We start from the raw sequence: 20,934 nt of genomic DNA on the forward strand, positions 1-20,934 counted from the left end.
CCCTGGTCACGCCATGTGCACGTCAGCGCCGGATCAGCGCGCCGCCTGCTCGTAGGCCCGCATGGCCGCCGTCTGAGCGTCGGCGAGCGCCTGCTCGGGGGTCTTGTCGCCGAGGAGCGTCGAGGCGACCGCGTTCTGCAGCTCGCTCTGGATCTGCTGCCCCGCCGGCGATCCGCCGATCGAGCGGCCCTCCGCCACCACGTCGTAGAAGGTCGCGATGGCCTGGTCGATCCCGTCGTCGCCGCTCGGGACGACGTGGGCGTCGCGGATGGCCTGGTCGGCGGCAGGGGATCCCGTGAACAGGCCCGTGTTGATGCCGCCGTTCTCCGTCACGGTCGCGGCGCGCACGTCGCCCGCGGCCTCCCACGACTCCTGGCTCGTGAGGTCGAGCATCCAGGCGCACGCGGCGTCCTTGTTCTCCGCCCCGGCGGGGATCACGAACGCGGATCCGCCGGCCACCGCGAACGGCTCGCCGTCGCTGTCGCGGAAGGGCACGGCCGAGATGTCGATGTCGTCGCGGTAGGGCGCGACCACGTTGAGGTACCACTGGGCGTCGATCTGCGCGCCGACCTGGTCCTTCACGAACTGGTTGCCGTCGCCGAAGGTGTCGAACGCGTCGCTGAAGCTCTTGCCCTTCGCGTAGCCGCCCTGCGCGTCGGACAGCTGCTTCAGGAACTCGAGACCCGGGAGGTTCGCGTCGTCGTCGAGCGTGGGCTTGCCGTCCGCGTCGACGAGCTGGCCGCCGAAGCCGAGCATCCAGAGCGCGGCCTGCGCGGTGGGCACGGCGTCGAGGCCGAGCACCGCGGGGTCGCCGCCCGACTCGCGGTAGACCTTCCCGACGGCGTCGAGCAGCTGGTCGGGCTCCGAGGTGTCGAACTGGTCGCCCGAGACGCCGGCCGCGGAGAGCACGCGCTCGTTGAGGAGGATCGCCGGCGGCTGGAAGAACTGCGGCACCGCCCAGATCGCACCGTCGTAGCGGATGTCGTTCGTGACGGACTCGTAGAAGCGCTCCGCGGGATCCACGTCGTGGGCCGAGTAGCACTGGTCGAGCGGCAGGATGAGGTCCTGCGCCGCATAGGTCGCCACGAACTGGCGGTCCATCTGCACGACGTCGGGCGTCTGGCCGCTCGCGACGCGGGTCGTGAACTTCTGCGCGTCGAACGCGGTGGAGTCGAGGTCGATGGTCACGTCGGAGAGCGCGTCGGCCGCGTGCGCGAGGCGGGCCTCGCCCACGTCGTCGGCGCCGTCGAAGGCCCAGGCCTTCAGGGTGCCGGTGGCCTCCGTGGTGAAGGAGGCGTCGGCCGCGCCGGAGCCGCCGGATCCGCATCCCGCGAGCAGCGTGGCCGTGACGGCCGCCGCGATGACGGCGAGCGTCCTGCGAGTCCTGGTCATGCGGGTACCTCCGAGAGCACGGCGGGCCCCGTCGCCCGCTCCTCGAACGTACGCCGGTTCCCCGCCCGCGATCCGGGCTCGGCCGCGTCAGGACAGGAGCAGATCCACCATCGCGTCGCGCGCACGGGCGCCCTCGGGGATGGGCATGAGCGCGTACACGTGCAGGAGGTTCGGCTCGACGTGGATCCGCACCGGGTGCCCGACCGCGGCCGCCTTCCGCTCGAAGGCGCGCGCGTCGGCGAAGAGGATGTCGTGCGTGCCCGAGAAGACCGTCACGCGGCCGAGGCCCGCGAGCGATCCGTGCATCGGGCTCACACGCGGGTCCTCCACGGGCAGGTCGCCGCGCCACGACTCCACGGCGGCGCGCATGCCGTCGACCGCGAGCCACGGGTCGGTCGGCTGGATGCGGGCGATGAGCGGATCCGTGAACGACAGGTCGAGCGCGGGCGAGAGGAGCACCACGTCGCGCGGCGCGGGCACGCCGCGATCGCGCAGGGCCATCGCGGTGGACAGCGCGATCTGCCCGCCCGCCGAGTCGCCCATCAGCGTGACGAGGCCGGCGCCCACCTCGGCGACGAGCTGCTCGGCGAGGTCCGCCGTGCGCGCGACGACCTCGGCGGCCGTGGCCGACGGGACGAGCGGGTAGATGGGCACGGTGAAGGTCGTGCCCGTGCGCCGGGCGAGCCCCGCGACCAGCCACCAGTGGAACGGGCTGATCTCGTGGGTCCAGCCGCCGCCGTGCGCGTACAGCGCGCGACGCCGCGAGGCCGGACCCTGAGGGGCCACCTCGTAGACGTGCCAGCCGCCCTGGATCCGCGCGGTCACCCGCACCCCGCGGAGCAGCGGCGGCGGCGCGAAGGCACCCGGCCGGACCACGCGCCGGTGGGCGCCGCCCATCGTGCGCGCGGGCGACGCGAACTCGCCCTGCCCGCCGACGACCGCGATCACGGGCGGGGCGAGGCGGGACAGCAGGCTGCGGCGGGTGCGCGTGCGGGTCATGTCAGGGTCGGCTCGGGTCGGCTCAGCTGGCGTCGCTGTACCACTTGGAGACCAGGTGGTCGGCCTCCACGCGGCGGATGGTGCCCGAGTGGGAGCGGAGCACGATGCTCGAGGTGCGGATCATGCCGCGGTGCCGGGTGACGCCCGCGACGAGCGCGCCGTCGGTGACGCCGGTCGCGACGAAGTAGGCGTTGTCGCCCGTGACGAGGTCGTCCTGGTCGAGGATGCGGTCGAGGTCGTGGCCCGCGTCGATCGCGCGCTGCTTCTCGGCCTCGTCCTTGGGCGCGAGGCGCGAGAGGAGCACGCCGCCGAGCGCCTTGATCGCGCACGCGGTGATGATGCCCTCGGGCGTGCCGCCGATGCCGACGCACATGTCGATGCGCGAGTCGGGGCGGGCCGCGTTGATGCCGCCCGCGACGTCGCCGTCGAGCAGGAGGCGGGTGGAGGCGCCGGCCGCGCGGATCTGCGCGATGAGGTCGGCGTGACGCGGCCGGTCGAGCACGGCGACCTGCATGTCCTCGACCGCGAGGCCCTTCGCGTCGGCGAGCGCGCGGATGTTGTCGCCGATGGGGCGGTCGAGGTCGACGACGCCGCGGCCCTCGGGGCCCGTGACGAGCTTGTCCATGTAGAAGACGGCGGACGGGTCGAACATGCTGCCGCGGTCGCTCACCGCGATGACCGAGAGGGCGTTCATGCGGCCGGCGGCGGTGAGGCTCGTGCCGTCGATGGGATCCACCGCGATGTCGCACGCGGGGCCGAAGCCGTTGCCGACGTGCTCGCCGTTGAAGAGCATCGGCGCCTCGTCCTTCTCGCCCTCGCCGATGACGACGAGGCCGTCGAACGCGACGGTGCCGAGGAACTTGCGCATCGCGTCGACCGCGGCGCCGTCGGCGGCGTTCTTGTCGCCCTTCCCGATGAAGGGGGCGGAGCGGATGGCGGCCGCCTCGGTGGCTCGGACGAGCTCCATCCCGAGGTTGCGATCCGGATTCGAGTAGTTCTCCTCGGTCATGTGGGGTCCTCCCGTAGAGACGTGCGCGGGCGGCTCCATCGACTCCGCAGGTGCGTCCCTACGATCCTACGGCGGGGGTGCGGGCCTTCCAGCTGCCGCCCGCGATGTACCGGACCATCACGTTGAGGGTGGCGACGAAGGGCACCGCGAAGAGGGCGCCCGCGACGCCGCCGACGTAGGATCCCGCGGCCACGGCCAGCACCACCGCGAGCGGATGCACGTGCACGGCCCCGCCCATCACGAGCGGCTGCAGCACGTGCGACTCGAGCAGGTGCACGCCGATGACGGCCGCCAGCATGATGACGGCCTGCAGCGGCCCCACGAACACGAGCGCGATGACCACCGCGAAGGCGCCCGACACGATGGCGCCGACGACCGGGATGAAGGACGCGAGGAAGACGAGGACCGCGATGGGGATCGCGAGCGGCAGCCCGAGCAGCCACGCGGCGATGCCGATGCCGACCGCGTTGCCGGCGGCGACGAAGATCTGCACGCGCGTGAATGCGGAGAGCGTGCCCCAGCCCGCGCGGCCGGCGCCGTCGATGGCGGGGCGGGCGCGACGGGGGAAGACGGAGACGACGAAGCGCCAGATGCCGCGGCCGTCGATGAGCACGATGACGATGGTGAAGAACGCGAGGAGCGCGCCCGTGACGAGGTGGCCGACGCCGAGCCCCGCGTCGAGCGCGCCGGTGAGGAGGGCCTCGCGGCTGTTCTCGAGGGCCTTCCCGGCGGAGGCGAGCAGGGCGTCGTAGTCGGACGGCACCACGTTGAACGGCGGCTGCGCGAGGAGGTCGCGGACGGACTCGAACCGGTCCATCGCCTCCCGCTGCAGGGTGGGGATGCCCGTGCGGATCTGCGCGACGAGCAGGAACACGAGCCCCGAGATGACGACCGCGGTGCCGAGCAGCGTCGACGTGATGGCCAGCCAGGCCGGCCAGCGGCGCTTGCGGAGCGCCCCCACGAGCGGCTCCAGCAGCGCGCAGATGAGGAGTCCGATGAGGAACGGGATGACCACCTCCTTGACCGCGACGAGGATCCACACGAACGCGGCGACCGCGATGCCGATGACGAGCAGGCGCCACGACCACTCCGACGCGAGCAGCACGCCCGGGGTGACGCCGCGCTGGGCGGCGCGGTCGGCGTGCGGGGCGGCGGACGCGGCGGGCTCGGGCGCGCCCGGCGAGGGCTCGACGTCGTGGGACATGGCGGTGCTCCGATCTCGATGCGCGGGAGGCGGGCCCTCGCTCGGAGGAGGGCCAGGCGCCCATCATGGCGGGGCGCGCGGGTCGGCGACCCGCGATGTCCCGCATGCGTGCGCACGAGGATCCTCCGCGCCGCTGTGCGGGATCCGAGCGTCGCGCCGGGAGCCGCCGCGCCGGGTCAGCGCGCCACCGGTACCGCCCCCGCCGGCTGCGCGGCGCCGGGCTCGTCGATGCCCGAGATCCGCCCGTCCACCACCGTGACGAGCCGGTCGAGTGCGGCGCGGTGCACGAGGTCGTGGGTCACGAGCAGGGTCGCGGTGCCCTGGCCGTGGGTCAGCTGCGCGATGAGGTCCATGATCTCGGCGCCGCGCTCCTGGTCGAGCGCGCTCGTGGGCTCGTCGACGAGGAGCACGGACGGGTCGTTCACGAGCGCGCGGGCGATGGCGACGCGCTGCCGCTGCCCGCCGGAGAGCTGGGCGGGGCGCTTGCCGGCATGCGCCATCAGGCCCACGGCGTCGAGCAGGGCGTCGGCGCGACGCCGGACGGCGGTCCGATCCCGCCGCCCGCCGCCGAGCTCCGCCATCACGAGCAGCTGCTCCCGCGCGGTGAGCGACGGCACGAGGTTCGACTGCTGGAACACGATCCCGATGCCGTCCCGGCGCAGCGCCGTCGCCTCCTTCCTGCCGAGGGTCGCGGCGTCGACGTCGCCGATGAGCACGCGGCCGGAGTCCGGTCGGATCAACGTGGCCGCGACAGCGAGGATCGAGGACTTGCCGGAACCGGACGGCCCGGTGATCCCGGTGACGACGCCCGCGGGCGCCGTGAGCGAGACGTGGTCGACCGCGGTGATGCGGGAGTCCCCGTCGGGGAAGGTGAGGGTGACGTCGTCGAGGTGGATCATCGGTTGCTCCCGAGTGCGGTGAGGGGGTCGGCGTGGGTGACGGTGCGGAGCGCGACGGCGGCACCGGCGAGCCCGAGGACGGCCATCGCGGCCGCCGGGAGGAGGGTGGTGAGCGGGCTCAGCAGGAACGGGAGGGCGCCGCCGGCGAGCGATCCGAGGCCGACGACCGCGGCCATCCCGACGCCGATGCCGAGCACCAGGACGACGAGCGCCTGCCCGAGCGCGTCGCGGATCAGGGACGCGTCGGACGCGCCGAGCGCCTTCAGCACGGCGATGTCGCCCGCGCGCTGCATGGTCCACACGGTGAAGAACGCGCCGACGACGAGGGCGGAGACGCCGAAGAGCATCGCGATCATGAGCCCGAGGGATCCGATCTCCGACTTGAAGGTCTCCAGCGCGCCCAGGCTCGCGAGGGCGGGCGAGGCGGAGGTGCGGGTGGCGCTCGCGGCGGCGGCCCAGTCCGGGGATCCGGAGACGGCGAGCACGGTCGCGTCGCCGTCGCCGCCGAGCCGCCGGTCGGCGTCGGCCCAGGCGGCCGGCGTGAGCGCGACGACGGGGGTGTGGCTGTACGAGGCGTCGCCGCCGATCGAGCCGACGTCGTAGGCAGCACCCGCGATCGTGATCCGGTCGCCGACCGCCGCGTGCAGCGAGTGCGCCGCCTCCGACGACAGCCCGACCTCGTCGTCCGCGGTGGGCGCCAGGTCGGTGACCGTGGAGGCCGGCGCGCCGTGCGGGACGCCGAAGAGGGCCACGGCGACCGCATCCGCGTCCGTGCCTCCCGCCGACCCCGCACCGGTCGCCCGGCCCTGCGCGATGCCGACGGGCGTGACCGCCGTGACGCCCGCGGTGCCGCGCCAGGCCGCGACCGTGGCGTCGTCGAGCGACGACTGCGCGAACGACGGCTGGCCGGAGTCCGGCTGCGCGAGCACGAGGCGGTCGCCGGGGAGGCCGAGCACGGCCGACACGTCCTGCGCGGCGAGCCCGCCGGTCAGGCCCGCGAGGAACCCCACGAGCAGGGTGATGAGGGCGACGACCGCGCCGATGAGCACGAACCTGCCCCGGGCGAATCGGAGATCACGCCAGGCGACGAACACGATGGATCCTTCCGGCGCCGGGGTCCCTCCCCATCGCCGTGATCAGCCTCGCCGTCGGGCTCCGCGCATCCATCGGGGAGAGGTTCGCTCCCTGCTTCCCACTTTCGATTGATCCGTTCCCCCGCGCGCCGCCGTACGCTCCAGGGGACATGGCCCACCGCACCCTCTCCCCCGTGTTCGTGGGGCTCCGCACCGGACTGCACGTGCTCGTCGCCGCGCTCGTCGCGCTCGTGGTGGTGCGCGTGCTCGTCGCGGACGGGCCGCGCACGGTGATCGCGCTCGCCCTGACCGCCGCGTTCGCGGTGCTCTACCTGCTCGGGGGCCGCGTGCGGATGGTACGCGAGGCCCGACGGACGGCCGTCGGCGCCGTGTGGATCGTCGCGCTCACCGTCGCGTGGATCGCGCTCCTCGTGCTGGTGCCGGACGCGGCCTACCTCGTCTTCCCGCTCTTCTTCCTCTACCTGCACGCCCTGCCGCGCGCCGCCGGGCCGATCGCGGTGGTCGTCGCGACGCTGGTCGCCGTCGTGGCGCTCGGGCTGCACGGCGGCTTCACCATCGGCGGCGTGATCGGCCCGCTCGTCGGCGCGGGGGTCGCGCTGCTGATCGGCCTCGGCTACCGGGCGCTCGCGCGGGAGTCGGCGGAGCGGGAGGCGCTCGTCGCGGAGCTCATCGCCACGCGCGACCTCCTCGCCGCGACCGAGCGGGAGCAGGGGGTGCTGACGGAGCGCGCCCGGCTCGCGCGGGAGATCCACGACACCGTCGCGCAGGGCCTCAGCAGCATCCAGATGCTGCTGCACGCGGCCGAGGCGGCCGACGGCGACCGGCCGGGCCTGGACCACATCCGCCTGGCCCGGGCGACCGCGGCCGACGGGCTCGCCGACACGCGCCGCTTCATCCGGGAGCTCGCCCCGCCCTCGCTCGACGCGGGGCTCGGCGCGGCGCTCGGTCGGCTGAGCGCGCAGTGGCGCCGGGAGGGGCTCCGGATCGACGTCGCCGTCCCGCCGCTCGAGCAGCCGCTGCCGATGGACGTGCAGACGGCCCTGCTGCGGATCGCGCAGGGCGCCGTGGCGAACGTCGCGCAGCACGCCGACGCGAGCGTCGTGGAGATCGGCCTCGCGGTCACGGCCGCGCACGCGACGCTCACCGTGCGCGACGACGGCGCGGGCTTCGACCCGGCCCGGGCGGCCGCGGACGCGGGCGCCTCCGACTCCTTCGGCCTCCGCGCCATGGCGCAGCGCGTGGAGCAGCTCGGCGGCACCCTCGACGTCGACAGCGCGCCCGGCCGGGGGACCACCATCACCGCGATCCTGGGGGTCGAGCCGTCGTGATCCGCATCGTCATCGCCGACGACCACCCCGTGGTCCGCGCCGGGCTGCACGCCGTCCTCGACGCGGCGGCCGACATCGACGTCATCGGGGAGGCGGCCACGCCCGAAGAGGCCGTCGCGCTGGCGGCGTCGGAGGATCCCGACCTCGTGCTCATGGACCTCCAGTTCGGCCAGGAGCGCACGGGCGCGGACGCGACCCGGCAGATCCGCCAGGCGGAGGCGGCGCCCTACGTGCTGATCCTCACCAACTACGACAGCGACGGCGACATCCTCAGCGCGGTCGAGGCGGGCGCCAGCGGCTACCTCCTCAAGGACGCGCCGCCCGCGGAGCTGCTCGCGGCGGTGCGCGCGGCCGCCGCCGGCGAGAGCGCGCTGGCGCCCGCCGTCGCGAGCCGCCTCCTCGCCCGGATGCGGGCGCCGCGGGTGAGCCTGTCGTCGCGCGAGATCGAGGTGCTGCGGCTCGTCGCCGACGGCGCGTCGAACACCGACGTGGCCGCGCGCCTGCACATCACCGACGCGACCGTGAAGTCGCACCTCGTCCACGTCTTCTCGAAGCTCGGCGTGAGCTCGCGCACGGGCGCGGTCGCGGCGGCCCGGGAGCTGGGGGTGCTGCGCTGAGGCGCGCGCCCGCCCGGCGACCATCCGAGAACGACGAAGGGCCCCGGTCTCCCGGGGCCCTTCGCGCGGATCGGGCTGCGCGCGAGGCGCGGTGCCGGATCCGTCTGGCGGTGGCGGTGGGATTTGAACCCACGGTGGAGTCTCCCCCACACACGCTTTCGAGGCGTGCTCCTTAGGCCGCTCGGACACGCCACCGGGATCGAGTGTAGTACAGGGCGGCACCGCGGCCGCACGGGGCGGGCGGCGGCGGATCAGCGCGCGGGCGCCAGCGCGCGCACGGGGACGGGCGCCTGGACGCGCACCGGGGCGGGCGCGATGCGGGCCGCGCGCGGGAGCGTCACCGGCGTCGACGCGTCGACCACGCGGATCCCCCGCACCTCGACCACGGCCGGCACGGGCACGGCGATGAGGTCGCCGGCCGCGAGGTCGGCGGGCAGGCGCACGGCCTGGCCGCCGACCTCCGCGGGGCGCGCCGCGGCGGTGGACGCGCGGCCGATGAGCCGTGCCTCGGCCCACGCGCAGGCGAGGCCGGCGACGTCCGCGTCGACGAGGAGGGCGCGCGGGGCGTCGGCGGTCGCGGGGGCGACGGCGAGGATCCGCAGCACGACCGCCGAGGCGCGCGCTGTGCGCGACGCGCGGGCGCCGCTGCCCCGCTCGACGGCGGCCGCCGTGGTCGTGCAGGGCGTTCCGCGCTCCGCGGCGAGCGCGACGAGGGACACGTCGCCGACCCGGAGGTCCGTGGTGGTGGCGACGGTGCCGGCGGGCCATTCGGCGGCGGCGAGCGGATCCGGGATGCTGCGGCGGAGCGACGGGAGGATCGCGGTGAGGGTCATGGCTGCAGGTCTACCGCCGCGGACGGCCGTCGCAGCCGGCCCTGACGGAAGCCGTGCGCCTGCACGCCCGACCCTCACGGGATCCGCACGGCCGTGGACGCCGCGGGCGCTCCGGGCGCGCAGCGGGCATGCTCGAGGGATCCCGTCCGCTCGTCCCGAAGGAGACCCGTGCCCGAGAACCGCGACCCCGCCTTCCCCTGGCTCCTCTTCGACATCGGCGGGGTGCTCATCACCCAGCCGGACGACATCGGCGCGCTGACCCGCGCGCTGGATCCCGCGGGCGTCACGGGCGAGGACGCCCAGGCACGCGTCCGCGCGGCCTTCGACGCGCACCGCGAGGCGTACGACCGCGGCGGCAGCGCCCGGGAGTTCTGGGACGCCGTGGCCCGCGACGCGGGCGCCCCCGTCCCCACCGACGACGCTCTCGCGGAGCTCGTCGCGATCGAGCAGCGCCGCTGGGGAGCGCCGGACGACCAGACGCTCGCCGCCCTCGATCGCGCCGTCGCGGCGGGGTACCCGCTCGCGATCCTCTCCAACGCGCCGCACGAGCTGGCTGACGTGCTGGAGGATCCCGCGGGCTGGGGCGCCCGCTTCGAGGTGGTGCTGGTGAGCGCGCGGATCGGCATGGCCAAGCCCGACGCCGACGTCTGGCAGCACGCCGTCGAGCGCCTCGGCAGCCCGGCCGAGCGGATCGTGTTCGTCGACGACAAGCCCGCGAACGTCGACGCGGCGCGCGAGGCCGGCATCCACGCCCACGTCTGGGAGGGCCTCGCCACGCTCGACCGGATCCTCGACGGCACGCTCTCCTGACGGCCGGGCCGCGAGCTGCCGCGCGCCGGACGGACCGCTAGGGCGCGGACGACCGGATCGTCACGCGACCCTCCACGATGCCCGCCGCGACCACCGGCATCGCCGTGCTGGTGCTGCGGGCCTCGCGGCGGATCAGGCGGAACGCCTCCTCCATGTCGACGCCGTGCGTGTACGCGATGACGCCCTTGGCCTGCTCGATGACCACCCGGCTGTCGAGCGCCTGGCGGAGCTGGTCGCGCACGACCGCGCTGTCGCGGATCGTCCGCTCCTGCAGGACGCTGATGGTCGCCACGTCGGCGAGCGCCTGCGCGGCCGTCGCGTCGGCCTCGTTGAGCGCGCCCTCGTGGTCGCGGAAGAGGTTGAGCGAGCCGATGACCTGCCCGCGCAGCCGCAGCGGGATCGCGTGCACCGACACGTATCCCGCACCCGCGGCCTGCGCCGAGAAGGCCGGCCAGCGGTGGGCGATCTCGCGCACGTCGGAGACGGACACGACCCGGCCGGTGCTCACGGCCTCGACGCACGGCCCCTCGCCGGCCTCGAGCTGCATGAGCCCGACCAGCCGGCTCTTCTCGCTCGTGGACGCGACGACCTCGAGGTGCCGGGCGTCCGGACCGATGATGATGCCGGCCGCGCTCGCGTCGAACAGGAGGGCGGTCTGGTCGACCAGCGTCTGCAGCAGGTCGAGCACGTCGTAGCCGCTCACGAGCGAGTCGGCGAGGCTCACGAAGGTGTGGACGAGCTGCGCTTCCCGGGTCTCCGGCATCGTCGTGGTTCCTCTGGGTCGTTCGGGCGGTCAGTGGTGGTGCTGGTGGTGCGTCTCAGCGGTCGGGGCTGAAGTCGAGCGTGCGGCCCAGGACGTCCTCGGCGACGTCGCGCAGGGGGCGGCCGGTGGCGAAGGCGTGGCCGCGGAGGACGAGGAGGGCGTCGGCCGGCGGGATCCCCATCTGCGCGACCACCATCCCGGTGGCCTGGTGCACCTCGCGGCGCGAGTACCGGCCATCCCAGGCTCCAGTGTCCTCCTGCGGGCCCTCCGCGGCCATGAGGGCGCGGCGGAGGACCTGGCGGGCGACGATGCGGGACAGGGCCGTCGCGTCCGTCACCTCCTGCGCGGAGATGTCGCGCGCGGTGCGGGAGTAGAGGTCGACCGCGCCGAGGCTGAGCCCCGCGACCACGAGGGGGAAGGCGAAGACGGCGCCGAGGCCCGTGGCGTGCATGGCCTGCCGGGCGAGCGGCCAGGTCGTGGCGTCGGATCCCTGCACGTCCGGCTCCAGCACGGGTCCGCGGATGGACATCGCCTCCCAGCACGGGCCCTCGCCGAGGTCGAGCTGGATCTCGTCGAGCCGCGCCGCCCGGTCGTCCGACGCGCAGACCGTCTCGCTGCCGAGCGGATCGCCGAGGGTGGACACGGCGGCGCCGCTCATGCCGATGGCGGCCACGAGGGGACCGCAGAGGTCGGCGCCGGCGGACGTCGCGTGCTCGAGCGCCTCCGCGGCGTCGGCGACGAGACCGCGCCTAGGCACGCGTCCCCGCGCGAGGGGGGATGGCTGTGATCACGAGATCCTCCGTGGCCCGTCGGTCCGCGACGTCGGACGCGGAGCGCAGGGGCCGGGTACCGACCGCACGCCAGCCTAGCGCCGGGGCGGAGGCACCGGGAGGCGGGCGGGGCCGCGGGCAGGGCCGGCGGGTCCGCCGGGGCGGACCCGCCACCAGCGGGGTCTGGGCTGGCTTCATCAGGCCTCGTCGCCCGGTCGGTGGCGTCTCGCCGCGGCTGGGCGCCAGGGCGGGTACCGGATCCAGGATCGTCGTCGGATCCAGGTTCGGATGCGTCCCGCCCCCGGCCGTGCATCGTGATGCCGCAGGGCCGGGGATCACGCTAGGTCAGCGCGGGCCGCTGGTCGAGGGACCGGCGACGATCCGCGGAGAATGGATGCATGACCTCGCCCGACGCCCCCTCCTCCCGACCCGACGCCGACCGGTCGGAGGCGGCCGGATCCGCCGCGATCGGGATCCTCGGCGCCGGCAAGGTCGGGACGGTGCTCGCTCGCCGCGCGACCGCCGCGGGCCACCCCGTGCTCATCTCCGGATCCGGGGACCCTTCGCGCATCGCCCTCATCGTCGACGTGCTCGCGCCGGGCGCCGTCGCCACCACCTCGGCGGACGCGGCCGCCCGCGCCGACGTCGTGATCCTCGCGCTCCCCCTCGGCAAGCTGCCCTCCGTGCCCGTCGCGGAGCTGGCCGGGAAGCTCGTGGTCGACTCCATGAACTACTGGTGGGAGGTGGACGGCCACCGCGACGACCTCGCGAAGCCAGCCTCCTCCACGAGCGAGCTGGTGCAGGACTTCCTCCCGGACTCCACGATCGTCAAGGCCTTCAACCACATGGGGTACCACGACCTCGACGAGGGGCACCGTCCGGCAGGCACCCCCGGCCGCAAGGGCATCGCGGTCGCGGGCGACGACGACGCGGCACGAGCGACGGTCGCCGCCCTCGTGGACGCGTTCGGCTTCGACCCCGTCGACATCGGCCCGCTGAGCGCCGGCCGCGTGCTCGAGCCCGGCCGCTCGCTCTTCGGCGTGAACGTCGACGCCGAGGAGATCCGCCGCCTGGTGGCGCTCGAGTCGGCGGACGCATCACTCGCCGGGTCCGGCGCCGGCGACACCGAGTAGCCGACCCCGCATGGACATCGGCGGCTCCCTCGGCGAGATCACCGTCACGGTCGCGCTGCTCATGATCCTGGCGGCGCTCGCGGCGGGCTGGATCGACGCGGTGGTGGGCGGCGGCGGACTCCTGCAGCTGCCGGCGCTGCTGCTCGTGCCGGGGATCACGCCCGTGGAGGCGCTCGCGACCAACAAGCTCGGGTCGCTGTTCGGCACGTCGACGAGCGCGGTCACCTGGTACCGGCGCACGCATCCGGACCTCCGCACCGCCCTGCCCATGGCGGCGGTCGCGCTGGCGGGGAGCTACGGCGGGGCGAGCCTCGCGGCGCTGCTGCCGGCATCGGTGTTCAAGCCGCTCGTGGTGGTGGCGCTGATCATCGTGGCCGTCGTGACCATCGCCCGCCCGCGGCTCGGTGACGTGGCCGCCCTCCGCCACACCGGCCGGAAGCACCACGGGATCGCGGCGCTGCTCGGCGTGGTGATCGGGTTCTACGACGGCCTCATCGGACCCGGCACGGGCACGTTCCTGATCATCGCGCTCATCACCGCGCTCGGCTACGACTTCGTGCTCGCGAGCGCCAAGGCGAAGATCGTCAACGTCGCGACGAACCTCGGCGCGCTCGCGTTCTTCATCCCCCAGGGCCACGTGCTCTGGGCGCTCGCCCTCGGCATGGGCGTCGCGAACATGGTCGGCGGCTACGCGGGCTCCCGCATGGCCGTCGCCCGCGGCAGCCGCTTCATCCGCATCGCGTTCATCGTGGTGGTCGCGGTGCTCATCGTGAAGGTCGGGTCGGACGTGGTGGCGGAGTGGGCCTAGTTGCGTACCATCAAAGCATTCAGCCGTTTGCAGACAAAGGGCCGCGAACAACTGGCTGAGGCAAGTCCACCAGAGCCAACGTAGGCGAGTCGACGTGAAAACTCTTCGTGCTCAAAATAGGATGCCAAATGCTCCACCTATTTCACTTTCGATGATGCGGCGTCGAATGCTTGTCTGGAACCAGGCCGTCGCCGCGAGCTCGTCGGGGACCTCGTTACTGTTTAGTAATACAATATATTGGCGCTCTTCTTCCGGCGACGAAAGCACCGCTTCCTGCACTTGCTCCAAAGCCGTCTGTGTTTGCGCTGGGTCAACGCCGTCAAATACAACAGAGTCATGGATAAGGAATCCGGGGTGAACTTCCCTATTCGCTTCCCATAATAACGTCAAGTCATAACTGAAAAGCTTCATCTTCTTCACGCCCGTGCTGCTTGACGCAGGTACAGTCAAATCCACTTTATACCCATCCTCGTCCACTTTGACAGTAAGGGCCCCGCCTTTGCCATAAAGCGACCGTATGACGGCGTCGAATCGAGTAGCGAAATGATCTAGTGTTGACTGGCGTTCCGCCAAGAGGTCTGCGGCGGTAACGCGTACTTCGCTTTTCCTGACATTAACTTCCTCCCTCGCGCGCGCCCACCTCCGAAGTGCGTCAAGCTGTAAATCGAGGTCGCGGACCACGGCTGCGAGCTCTATATGAGAGCGCTGCAAAGCAAGTAACTCGTCTAGCACACCACCAGCATGCACCTGCTCGAGAAGACGGGTCCTTTTTGCTAAAACTTTTTTCAGACGCCCCTCCAGGTCATCCTTGCGCTGTCGCAGCTCTTCAAGTTCAACGCCTAAGTAAGCAACTCGATTTTGATAGATGCGCGCATGAAATTCCTCAACCTGATCTAAGCGAAGAAGCGCCTTCTTTTTTATGACTCCTGCAAGCTCTAGTCGAAGTTGATCAAGAGTTTCATTTGCGGATGGCCGCTGCGACTCGGCGAGGGAAGATTCATGCAGAGACATCATCTGCCGCGTCATGTATATCTCGTTACGAAGCCCGTTCACGTCCGCCGTAAGGTCGTCGGCTTGCTTTATGACGTCGTCTGGATCGTCGAGAAGCACGAAGTTTCGTGCATGTTCGGCTACCCGGTCGCGCTCGATGACAGCCTCTTGTCGCTCCATCAAAAGGTCTGCCTCATTTCCCACCACCGCAGCCACATACTCCGAAGCGACAGCCGCATCAACTGCCTTATATGCCTGTTCCTCTTCTTTTAGTTTCGCCAGGCGATCGTTTACTGTCCAATCTAAACCCAATAGGTACGAAGTATGCATTCTTGACAGACGCGCTGACTGCTGAGCTATGATTTTTGTTGGATCGTCGGGCGCATTTGTCCTGACCACATAAGACAGCAAGGTCCGTGCGCTTAAAACACGATCCTCATCAGCCGCTAGCTCCGGTAAGCCGAACAGGGTCCACCCGAGCACCGACTTCCAAGTATCGAGACGAAAGACACCTTCGTCCATCAATGAAAACCAGGCGGGTCGCGGCCCCTCATTTAGTGCAATTGATATTAAGTTACGCTCCACACCGCAGCGCCTTGACGCCGTGACGATCGAGTCACCAATCTTGATCGTGAGGTCGAATCTCCAGTCATCATCAGCCAAAGGCTTAAATGCCTGCGGAAAACTGCCACCGAGACAGTAATTTATAGCCAGCAAGATGCTAGATTTACCACGCGCATTGCGGCTATCGGTCCGGGTGGCCTTCGCTGTCCGATCTGCTAAGACAACATTCATTCCCGAGGTGAACCGGATTGGCGTGAATGAGGGCTTATTTGCGCCAAGCTCGATAAGCATCAGGGCCCTTCCTTGGTGATCGCTTTACCGCCGAGCTCTTTGGTGATAAGTAAGTTACCTTCGAGCGCCAATAGATCCATTATGAAGAGTACGTCCAGAACTAAAGTGAAACGTTGAAAGTCTGAATGCGCGTCCACACGGTCTCGAAATATGAACCAGGCCTCTCCTACATTACTGACAATCGGTAGCGCTGCCACGAGCCGCATTGATAGCCCCAAGAGCGAATCCTGCGGGAGAATGTATTTATTTGGCAGAAGCATCTGGGGCCTCAAACAGTTCGCAGATCTCGAACAAGTGCACGACGACTGCAATAGCGGCGGCTTCCAGGAGAGCTCCTCGCTTTACTCCCGCATTTTCCGACGCTACCGAGCATAAGTAGGCGAACAATTCATCTCCGGCGAGGCCGTCTAATGCACCCTGCGCATATGAGATCAGAAACCACTGCCGAACTCGATTGGCAAAGCCCGGAGAGATGCCTTCCGTAAAACTGATGTAAGCGGCAACCTGTGTGGTTTTTGATATGCCGACTTTTATGATCCGTCCGGACGCATCACTGAGATCGTTGCTTCTCATCTTTACCGTCACCTCAGGCGGCAAGACCAGTTCATCGATCTGGGCACGACTTGCCGATGGAAGCATGCGGACAGATGCGCAAATTGCTTCCAACTCTTCGAAACCAACCTCGCTCATTGCGTACAGCTGCCCCCGCGTGATTTCCCGCTCGTGCTCATGCTTCATGGCAATGAGCACTTCCTCCGTGTAGCGCCCCCTTTGCGAGTCCACGATTTTGTGATGCCTTTCGCACAACAGCATCAGATTTGTGATATCGGCGCGCTGCCCATCAGTCATTTTTTTATCAAACCGAGCGCCGCCAGGGCTGACCGCGGCAATGTGCGCGATCTCAAAAGTCACGGTATCCACGTCAGCCGGATTAACCGCCTCCTCATATAACCGCTGGCCGCAATTTGTGAAAGCGCAAAACTGCCCGGAGCGCATGAGAAGAACTTTTAACTGTGCCGTACTTAAGGCGATTCTCGCGGCGATGGGAGCATCCTAGATCGAGTGAGTGAAATATCGCGACGATACCCGTATCGGCACAATCCCTACTATAAGCCGCCCTGATGATAGCCAGAGGGCTAATTGCTGCCCCGCGTTTGAGGGTCATGGCCTGGTGTGGCGTGCGTCAGTGTCGCAGCAGCCCTGTGCGTCGCGACTACCGCGCTTAGGGGAAGCAGATGCCCCTCCCCCGCGTAGGAGTGTCGTGAGGTTCCCCGCCGCCCCGTGAGGGAACCGTATGGATGCGTGAGGACGCCCGATCGCGAGGTGTCTACTCGTCCTCCGTGCCCCCGACGGGCACCCGCGTCCGACCGGCCGCGGCATCCCTCAACGGAGGATCCCCCAGTGCTCGACCTCGTGTACATCGCAGGCGCCATCGTCCTGTTCGCCCTCGTCGCCGTCGTCGGCCGAGGAGCGGAGAAGCTGTGATCACCTCGTTCGCCGACGCCGCCGGCCTCGCCGCCGCCGTGCTCGGCATCGCCTCCGTGGTGTACCTCGTGTACGCCCTGATCCGGCCCGAGAAGTTCTGATGGACACGCTCGCCGGCATCCTCCAGGTCGCGTCCGTCGTCCTGGTCCTCGTCCTCGTCCACCGCCCGCTCGGTGACTTCATGGCGCGCATGTACGAGTCGCGCCACGACTCCCGCGTGGAGCGCTTCCTCTACCGCCTCATCGGCGTGGATCCCCGCTCCGAGCAGACCTGGCCCGCCTACCTGCGCGCGGTGCTCGCGTTCTCGCTCGTCGGCGTCCTCGTCGTCTACGGGATGCAGCGCCTCCAGGGCTTCCTCCCGTACGCGCTCGGCCTCCCCGCCGTGCCCGAGGGCCTCTCCTTCAACACGGCCGTCTCGTTCGTCACCAACACGAACTGGCAGTCGTACTCGCCCGAGGCGACCATGGGCTACACGGTCCAGCTGGCCGGCCTCGCGGTGCAGAACTTCGTCTCGGCGGCGGTCGGCATGGCGGTCGCCATCGCGCTCGTCCGCGGCTTCGCCCGCACGCGCAGCGGCACCATCGGCAACATGTGGGTCGACCTGCTGCGCGGATCGCTCCGCCTGCTCCTCCCGCTCTCGCTCGTCACCGCGGTGGTCCTCATCGCCGGCGGCGTGATCCAGAACTTCGCGGGCTTCCAGGACGTCGCCACCCTCGCGGGCGGCACGCAGACGATCCCGGGCGGGCCGGTGGCCTCGCAGGAGGCCATCAAGATGATCGGCACGAACGGCGGCGGGTTCTTCAACGCGAACTCCGCGCACCCGTTCGAGGACCCGACCGCGTGGACCAGCGCGTTCCAGGTGATCCTGATGCTCGTCATCCCCTTCTCGCTCCCCCGCACCTTCGGGAAGATGGTCGGCGACACCCGCCAGGGCACCGCGATCGCGGCCGTCATGGCGACGATCTTCCTGGTCTCCTTCACGGCGCTCACGATCTTCGAGCTGAACGGCCAGGGCACCGCCCCGATGGCCGCCGGCGGCGCGATGGAGGGCAAGGAGCAGCGCTTCGGCATCATCGCCTCGACGCTGTTCGGATCCGCCTCCACGCTCACCTCGACGGGCGCGGTCAACTCGATGCACGACTCGTACACGGCGCTCGGCGGCATGATGCCGATGATCAACATGATGCTCGGCGAGGTCGCCCCCGGCGGCGTCGGCTCGGGCCTCTACGGCATGCTCATCCTCGCCGTCATCTCCGTGTTCGTGGCGGGCCTGCTCGTCGGCCGCACGCCCGAGTACCTCGGCAAGAAGATCGGGCCGCGCGAGATCAAGCTCGCGAGCCTCTACATCCTCATCACGCCGACGCTCGTGCTCCTCGGCACGGCGCTGAGCTTCGCGATCCCGGCCGTCCGCGAGGACGTCGAGGGCACCTCGATCCTCAACGGCGGCCTGCACGGCCTCTCCGAGGTCGTCTACGCGTTCACCTCGGCGTCGAACAACAACGGATCCGCGTTCGCGGGCCTCACCGCCAGCACCCCGTGGTTCAACACGGCGCTCGGCGTCGCGATGCTGCTCGGGCGGTTCCTCCCGATCGTGCTCGTGCTGGCGCTCGCCGGATCCCTCGCGGCGCAGGACCGCATCCCCACCACCTCGGGGACCCTGCCCACCCACCGGCCGCAGTTCGTCGGCCTCCTCATCGGGGTGACGGTCATCGTGACCGCTCTCACCTACTTCCCCGTTCTCGCGCTGGGTCCCCTGGCGGAAGGGCTCGCATCATGACCGTCCTGACCACCCCCGAGGCGCCGGCCGAACCGGCTCCCGCCTCACGCGCCCGGGCCATCGACGCCCGGCAGCTCGCCGAGGCGCTCCCCGGCGCGTTCCGGAAGCTCGACCCGCGCCTCATGTGGCGGAACCCGGTGATGCTGATCGTCGAGGTCGGCGCCGCGTTCACCACCGTGCTCGCGATCGCCGAGCCCTTCACGGGCGGCGCGGGATCCTCCGGCGGCAGCGCCGTGCCCGCGACCTTCACGGCGGGGATCGCCCTGTGGCTCTGGCTGACCGTCGTCTTCGCGAACCTCGCGGAGTCGGTGGCCGAGGGCCGCGGCAAGGCGCAGGCCGACAGCCTCCGCAAGACCCGCACCAGCACGATGGCCCACGTCGTCGCCTCCTACGACGCCTCCGGGGATCCCGGCGCCGAGCGCGCCGAGCTCCGCGAGGTCTCGAGCGCCGACCTCACCCTCGGCGACACCGTCGTCGTGGTCGCCGGGGAGTCGATCCCGGGCGACGGCGACGTGGTGTGGGGCATCGCCTCCATCGACGAGTCGGCAATCACGGGCGAGTCCGCGCCGGTGGTCCGCGAGTCGGGCGGCGACCGCAGCGCCGTCACCGGCGGCACGCGGGTGCTGAGCGACCGGATCGTCGTGCGCATCACCTCGAAGCCCGGCGAGACCTTCGTCGACCGCATGATCGGCCTGGTCGAGGGCGCGTCGCGCCAGCGCACGCCGAACGAGATCGCGCTGAACATCCTGCTGGCGAGCCTCACGATCGTCTTCGTGATCGTGGCGCTCACGCTCAACCCGATCGCCTCCTACTCGGCGGCGACCGTGAGCGTGCCCGTGCTCATCGCGCTGCTCGTCTGCCTCATCCCGACCACCATCGGCGCGCTGCTGTCCGCCATCGGCATCGCCGGCATGGACCGGCTCGTGCAGCGCAACGTGCTCGCCATGTCGGGCCGCGCGGTCGAGGCCGCCGGCGACGTCACCACGCTGCTGCTCGACAAGACCGGCACCATCACCTACGGCAACCGCCGCGCCAGCGCGCTCGTCGCGGTGGACGGCGTCGGCGCCGAGGAGCTCGCCCGGGCCGCGGCCATGTCGTCGCTCGCGGACCCGACGCCGGAGGGATCCAGCGTCGTCGACCTCGCGGTCGCCCAGGGCCTCGACACGAGCACGCTGCCCCGCGGCGTCGACGTGCCGTTCACGGCGCAGACCCGCATGTCGGGCGTCGACCTGCCCGACGGCACGGTCGTCCGCAAGGGCGCGTCGTCCGCCGTCATCGCGTGGCTCGAGGAGGGCGGCCACCCGCTGCCCTCGACGCTGCACGCCGAGCTGACCGCGGCCGTCGAGGCGATCTCGAACGGCGGCGGCACCCCGCTCGTCGTCGCGACCAAGGACCCGGCCGGCGCCGGCCGCGTGCTCGGCGTCGTGCACCTCAAGGACGTCGTGAAGGACGGCCTCAAGGAGCGCTTCGCGGAGCTGCGGGCGATGGGGATCCGCACGGTGATGATCACGGGCGACAACCCGCTCACCGCCCGCGCGATCGCCGCCGAGGCCGGGGTGGACGACCACCTCGCCGAGGCCACGCCCGAGGACAAGCTCGCGCTCATCCGCAAGGAGCAGGAGGGCGGCCGCCTGGTCGCCATGACCGGCGACGGCACCAACGACGCGCCCGCGCTCGCGCAGGCCGACGTCGGCGTCGCGATGAACACGGGCACGTCGGCCGCGAAGGAGGCCGGCAACATGGTCGACCTCGACTCGGACCCGACCAAGCTCATCGACATCGTGCGGATCGGCAAGCAGCTGCTCATCACCCGCGGCGCGCTCACCACGTTCTCCATCGCGAACGACGTGGCGAAGTACTTCGCGATCATCCCGGCCATGTTCACGGGCGTCTTCCCGCAGCTCGCGGTGCTCAACGTGATGCAGCTGCACTCGCCGGCGTCCGCGATCCTCTCGGCGATCGTCTTCAACGCGCTGATCATCGTGGCGCTCATCCCGCTGGCCCTGAAGGGCGTGGCCTACCGGCCGCTCAGCGCCTCCAAGGTGCTCAGCCGGAACCTGCTCGTCTACGGGGTCGGCGGCGTGATCGCGCCGTTCATCGGCATCAAGCTCGTCGACCTCGTCGTCAGCCTGATCCCCGGCTTCTGATCCCCTCCTCACCGAACCGCA

Annotated in this window: 19 protein-coding genes and 1 tRNA gene; 8 read left to right on the forward strand and 12 right to left on the reverse strand. The window is 70.8% G+C overall.

From position 1 onward, the window contains the following. Nucleotides 1-33 precede the first annotated feature (33 nt). The 6 genes from JOE38_RS09045 to JOE38_RS09070 all read right to left on the reverse strand — a co-directional run bounded on the left by JOE38_RS09045 (nucleotide 34) and on the right by JOE38_RS09070 (nucleotide 6,597). Nucleotides 34-1,392 carry an ABC transporter substrate-binding protein gene (locus JOE38_RS09045; RefSeq protein ID WP_204575862.1) on the reverse strand — a complete coding sequence of 453 codons (1,359 nt, stop codon included), beginning with the start codon at nucleotides 1,390-1,392 and terminating at the stop codon, nucleotides 34-36. A gap of 87 nt (nucleotides 1,393-1,479) precedes the next feature. Further along, on the reverse strand, nucleotides 1,480-2,391 hold the full coding sequence (locus JOE38_RS09050) for an alpha/beta hydrolase fold domain-containing protein (protein ID WP_204575864.1): 912 nt from the start codon (nucleotides 2,389-2,391) through the stop codon (nucleotides 1,480-1,482). Nucleotides 2,392-2,413: 22 nt separating this feature from the next. Beyond that, nucleotides 2,414-3,400: a class II fructose-bisphosphatase gene (gene glpX, locus JOE38_RS09055; protein WP_204575866.1), complete on the reverse strand. Its 987-nt coding sequence runs from the start codon at nucleotides 3,398-3,400 to the stop codon at nucleotides 2,414-2,416. Nucleotides 3,401-3,458: 58 nt separating this feature from the next. Further along, entirely contained in the window at nucleotides 3,459-4,604 is a 1,146-nt protein-coding gene (locus tag JOE38_RS09060) for an AI-2E family transporter (RefSeq protein WP_204575868.1), read from the reverse strand. A 176-nt stretch (nucleotides 4,605-4,780) separates the two neighbouring features. Beyond that, nucleotides 4,781-5,503, reverse strand: a complete 723-nt coding sequence (locus JOE38_RS09065; protein ID WP_204575870.1) for an ABC transporter ATP-binding protein — start codon at nucleotides 5,501-5,503, stop codon at nucleotides 4,781-4,783. Next, nucleotides 5,500-6,597 carry an ABC transporter permease gene (locus JOE38_RS09070; RefSeq protein ID WP_204575872.1) on the reverse strand — a complete coding sequence of 366 codons (1,098 nt, stop codon included), beginning with the start codon at nucleotides 6,595-6,597 and terminating at the stop codon, nucleotides 5,500-5,502. Before JOE38_RS09070 ends, JOE38_RS09065 begins: the two co-directional genes overlap by 4 nt. 149 nt (nucleotides 6,598-6,746) lie before the next feature. Between JOE38_RS09070 and JOE38_RS09075 the strand changes: the two genes are divergently transcribed. After that, nucleotides 6,747-7,925, forward strand: a complete 1,179-nt coding sequence (locus JOE38_RS09075) for a sensor histidine kinase (protein WP_204575874.1) — start codon at nucleotides 6,747-6,749, stop codon at nucleotides 7,923-7,925. Continuing rightward, a complete protein-coding gene (locus JOE38_RS09080; RefSeq protein ID WP_204575875.1) occupies nucleotides 7,922-8,542 on the forward strand; it encodes a response regulator in 621 nt (206 codons plus the stop codon). Before JOE38_RS09075 ends, JOE38_RS09080 begins: the two co-directional genes overlap by 4 nt. A 105-nt stretch (nucleotides 8,543-8,647) precedes the next feature. Here JOE38_RS09080 and JOE38_RS09085 read toward each other — a convergent pair. Together JOE38_RS09085 and JOE38_RS09090 are read right to left on the reverse strand one after the other, a co-directional pair. After that, nucleotides 8,648-8,737, reverse strand: a tRNA-Ser gene (locus tag JOE38_RS09085). Between the two features lie 56 nt (nucleotides 8,738-8,793). Beyond that, nucleotides 8,794-9,375 (reverse strand): hypothetical protein, encoded by a 582-nt coding sequence (locus JOE38_RS09090; protein WP_204575876.1) that lies wholly within the window; start codon nucleotides 9,373-9,375, stop codon nucleotides 8,794-8,796. Nucleotides 9,376-9,543: 168 nt separating this feature from the next. Between JOE38_RS09090 and JOE38_RS09095 the strand changes: the two genes are divergently transcribed. Beyond that, nucleotides 9,544-10,185, forward strand: coding sequence for an HAD family hydrolase (locus JOE38_RS09095; RefSeq protein WP_204575877.1), 642 nt, complete (start codon nucleotides 9,544-9,546; stop codon nucleotides 10,183-10,185). Between the two features lie 37 nt (nucleotides 10,186-10,222). Here JOE38_RS09095 and JOE38_RS09100 read toward each other — a convergent pair whose 3' ends face one another. Further along, the gene (locus JOE38_RS09100; RefSeq protein WP_204575880.1) at nucleotides 10,223-10,948 is read right to left on the reverse strand and encodes a GAF and ANTAR domain-containing protein; all 726 of its coding nucleotides are present in this window, start codon (nucleotides 10,946-10,948) and stop codon (nucleotides 10,223-10,225) included. Nucleotides 10,949-11,003: 55 nt separating this feature from the next. Next, the gene (locus JOE38_RS16010) at nucleotides 11,004-11,705 is read right to left on the reverse strand and encodes a GAF and ANTAR domain-containing protein (protein ID WP_204575882.1); all 702 of its coding nucleotides are present in this window, start codon (nucleotides 11,703-11,705) and stop codon (nucleotides 11,004-11,006) included. A 411-nt stretch (nucleotides 11,706-12,116) separates the two neighbouring features. Here JOE38_RS16010 and JOE38_RS09110 point away from each other — a divergent pair, with 411 nt between their 5' ends. Further along, nucleotides 12,117-12,851: an NADPH-dependent F420 reductase gene (locus JOE38_RS09110; protein ID WP_204575885.1), complete on the forward strand. Its 735-nt coding sequence runs from the start codon at nucleotides 12,117-12,119 to the stop codon at nucleotides 12,849-12,851. A gap of 10 nt (nucleotides 12,852-12,861) precedes the next feature. Further along, a complete protein-coding gene (locus JOE38_RS09115) occupies nucleotides 12,862-13,659 on the forward strand; it encodes a sulfite exporter TauE/SafE family protein (protein ID WP_204575887.1) in 798 nt (265 codons plus the stop codon). Nucleotides 13,660-13,770: 111 nt separating this feature from the next. On the opposite strand, the gene JOE38_RS09120 is transcribed toward JOE38_RS09115, so the two are convergent. Next, the gene (locus JOE38_RS09120) at nucleotides 13,771-15,504 is read right to left on the reverse strand and encodes a DUF2326 domain-containing protein (protein ID WP_204575888.1); all 1,734 of its coding nucleotides are present in this window, start codon (nucleotides 15,502-15,504) and stop codon (nucleotides 13,771-13,773) included. Between the two features lie 243 nt (nucleotides 15,505-15,747). Then, nucleotides 15,748-16,416 (reverse strand): hypothetical protein, encoded by a 669-nt coding sequence (locus JOE38_RS09125; protein ID WP_204575890.1) that lies wholly within the window; start codon nucleotides 16,414-16,416, stop codon nucleotides 15,748-15,750. A 569-nt stretch (nucleotides 16,417-16,985) separates the two neighbouring features. Here JOE38_RS09125 and kdpF point away from each other — a divergent pair. The 3 genes from kdpF to kdpB are packed head-to-tail and all read left to right on the forward strand — an operon-like array spanning nucleotide 16,986 to nucleotide 20,913. Beyond that, nucleotides 16,986-17,090, forward strand: coding sequence for a K(+)-transporting ATPase subunit F (kdpF, locus tag JOE38_RS16015; RefSeq protein ID WP_041464319.1), 105 nt, complete (start codon nucleotides 16,986-16,988; stop codon nucleotides 17,088-17,090). Beyond that, nucleotides 17,090-18,766, forward strand: a complete 1,677-nt coding sequence (gene kdpA, locus JOE38_RS09135) for a potassium-transporting ATPase subunit KdpA (RefSeq protein ID WP_204575893.1) — start codon at nucleotides 17,090-17,092, stop codon at nucleotides 18,764-18,766. The genes kdpF and kdpA overlap by 1 nt, the downstream gene beginning before the upstream one ends. Then, nucleotides 18,763-20,913: a potassium-transporting ATPase subunit KdpB gene (gene kdpB, locus JOE38_RS09140; RefSeq protein WP_204575894.1), complete on the forward strand. Its 2,151-nt coding sequence runs from the start codon at nucleotides 18,763-18,765 to the stop codon at nucleotides 20,911-20,913. Before kdpA ends, kdpB begins: the two co-directional genes overlap by 4 nt. Nucleotides 20,914-20,934: the final 21 nt, after the last annotated feature.

The organism is Clavibacter michiganensis, assembly GCF_016907085.1.
Classification (GTDB): Bacteria; Actinomycetota; Actinomycetes; order Actinomycetales; family Microbacteriaceae; genus Clavibacter; species Clavibacter michiganensis_O.

Bases quoted from the DNA above. Each gene is read 5' to 3' on its own strand.
- JOE38_RS09045 (WP_204575862.1), bottom strand. From the start codon at position 1,392: ATGACCAGGACTCGCAGGACGCTCGCCGTCATCGCGGCGGCCGTCACG.
- JOE38_RS09050 (WP_204575864.1), bottom strand. From the start codon at position 2,391: ATGACCCGCACGCGCACCCGCCGCAGCCTGCTGTCCCGCCTCGCCCCG.
- glpX (WP_204575866.1), bottom strand. From the start codon at position 3,400: ATGACCGAGGAGAACTACTCGAATCCGGATCGCAACCTCGGGATGGAG.
- JOE38_RS09060 (WP_204575868.1), bottom strand. From the start codon at position 4,604: ATGTCCCACGACGTCGAGCCCTCGCCGGGCGCGCCCGAGCCCGCCGCG.
- JOE38_RS09065 (WP_204575870.1), bottom strand. From the start codon at position 5,503: ATGATCCACCTCGACGACGTCACCCTCACCTTCCCCGACGGGGACTCC.
- JOE38_RS09075 (WP_204575874.1), top strand. From the start codon at position 6,747: ATGGCCCACCGCACCCTCTCCCCCGTGTTCGTGGGGCTCCGCACCGGA.
- JOE38_RS09090 (WP_204575876.1), bottom strand. From the start codon at position 9,375: ATGACCCTCACCGCGATCCTCCCGTCGCTCCGCCGCAGCATCCCGGAT.
- JOE38_RS09100 (WP_204575880.1), bottom strand. From the start codon at position 10,948: ATGCCGGAGACCCGGGAAGCGCAGCTCGTCCACACCTTCGTGAGCCTC.
- JOE38_RS09110 (WP_204575885.1), top strand. From the start codon at position 12,117: ATGACCTCGCCCGACGCCCCCTCCTCCCGACCCGACGCCGACCGGTCG.
- JOE38_RS09115 (WP_204575887.1), top strand. From the start codon at position 12,862: ATGGACATCGGCGGCTCCCTCGGCGAGATCACCGTCACGGTCGCGCTG.
- JOE38_RS09120 (WP_204575888.1), bottom strand. From the start codon at position 15,504: ATGCTTATCGAGCTTGGCGCAAATAAGCCCTCATTCACGCCAATCCGG.
- kdpA (WP_204575893.1), top strand. From the start codon at position 17,090: ATGGACACGCTCGCCGGCATCCTCCAGGTCGCGTCCGTCGTCCTGGTC.
- kdpB (WP_204575894.1), top strand. From the start codon at position 18,763: ATGACCGTCCTGACCACCCCCGAGGCGCCGGCCGAACCGGCTCCCGCC.